The sequence below is a fragment of the Rhodoferax sp. RT5P35 genome, from assembly GCF_056521385.1.
In genome coordinates this window covers 1-1,620 of record NZ_JBWMAX010000088.1, presented here as the reverse complement: position 1 = coordinate 1,620, position 1,620 = coordinate 1, and the positions used below count along the sequence as shown (strand labels likewise).

Annotated in this window: 1 protein-coding gene; it reads right to left on the bottom strand. The window is 68.8% G+C overall.

The genetic code is table 11. From position 1 onward, the window contains the following. A partial coding sequence (locus tag AC097L_RS23835) for a glucoamylase family protein (RefSeq protein ID WP_479589214.1) occupies positions 1-1,620 on the bottom strand: 1,620 nt, incomplete at both ends.

The window sequence follows — 1,620 nt, the reverse complement described above, 5'->3', positions numbered from 1 at the left end:
TGGCCGACATCAGTGAAGAGCGCTTCACGTGGTTGTGCTGGCGGTACTGGTCGATCGCCGCCTGCAGAGTCTCGGTGTTGTCGCTGGCGGCGGTGGCAAAGGTCAGCCGGGCCTTGCCATGCGGTGCGATGCGCAACTGCACCGCGATGGCGCACACCGGGTCCAGCCCGGTGTCGAGCGCGGTACTGCTGCCGGGCGCAGGCGGTGCCACCAGGCGGGCCAGCGGCTGGCTGGCATCGCGGTTGCGACCCAGCCAGTGTTGGCGGTCGGTCTGGATGCGCAGGCCCAGCACCTGCGGGTCGGTATCGACCATGAAGTGGGCGGCCTGCAAGGCCTGCTCGGAGGGCAGGCGGGGGGTGCGCTCGAACACCAGCGCCTGGTCTTCGGCCTGCCACTGGGCGCGGATGAACAGGTTGGTAAAGGCCGGGTGCGCCTCGTCGGCCCGCGCATCGGACAGCGTGACTTCAAAGGCCGAAACCAGCTCGATCTCCAGCGGCTGGTCGCCCAGGTTGCGCAGCTCCACCTGGCGGAACTCGATGTCGTCCTCGGGGCTGACCCACACCGTGGTGTGCGCCTGCACGCCCGGCCATTCGGCATCGAAGCAGACCCGGTCGGCGTGGTAGGTGCTGTGGTAGTGGGCGGCAGGGTCCGGTGCCGGGTGCTGGGTGATGGACACCAGCGGCTGGTCCGGGCTGGAACGCAGGTAAAAGAAGCTGCCATAGGCATCGCGCAGCGCATCGTCGCGCCAGCGGGTGATGCCGGTACTGCCGCGGCGGCTCCAGCCCGCGCCATTGGAGCGCAGCGCCACGTGGTAGCGCCCGTTGGACAGCAGGTGCGTGGGCTCCAGCGCCGCGCCGCCAGGCACCACCTCGCGCAGCAGGCCGGGGGCGCGCTGCTGCATCAGCTGGGTCGGCGGGCCGGCTGGGGGCGCGCCGAGCAGCGACACCTCGCGCGGCGCACGCTCGTGCAGCAAGGACGTAACCGCCTCGATGGACGGGTTCGCCATGCCCCAGCGCTGGGCTGGGCCGTCCAAAAGCACATTCGCCAGGGCCACCAGGGTCATGCCCTGGTGGTGGGCCATAAAGGTGCTGACGGGGGTGAAGGCCTCGCCATCGGCCTGGCGCGCCGGGGTGAAGTCCAGGGCTTCGATGAAGCCGTAGCGCCCGTGTGCGCCCAAATTCTCCAGTGCTACAAAATTCGCAGCTGCTAATGCAGGTGCCACAAGCACGGCAAGCCCCGTGGCATAGGGAGCGATGACCAGTTCATCGACTGGCGTGCGGCGCAGTGCCAGCCGGGGCACGCCCTGCGGTGCGTACTGGTAGGCCAGGGTGTGGTCCTGCCCGGCGTAGGCAGATTCAGAAATGCCCCAGGGCACTTTGTGGGCCTGCGCGTAGGCCATCTGTTCTTGCAATGCCGCATGGCAAGCCTCTTGCAGCACGCTGCCAGGCGGCTCCACCAGCACCAGCGTGGGCATCAGGTACTCGAACATCGAGCCCGACCACGAGCGCAGGCCCGCGTTGGCCCCAATGGCGTAGAAAGGCCGCCCCAGCGATGCCCAATGGCGCACCGGCACATCGCCCTTGGCAATGGCCAGCAGGCTGGTCAGGCGCGACTCGGAAG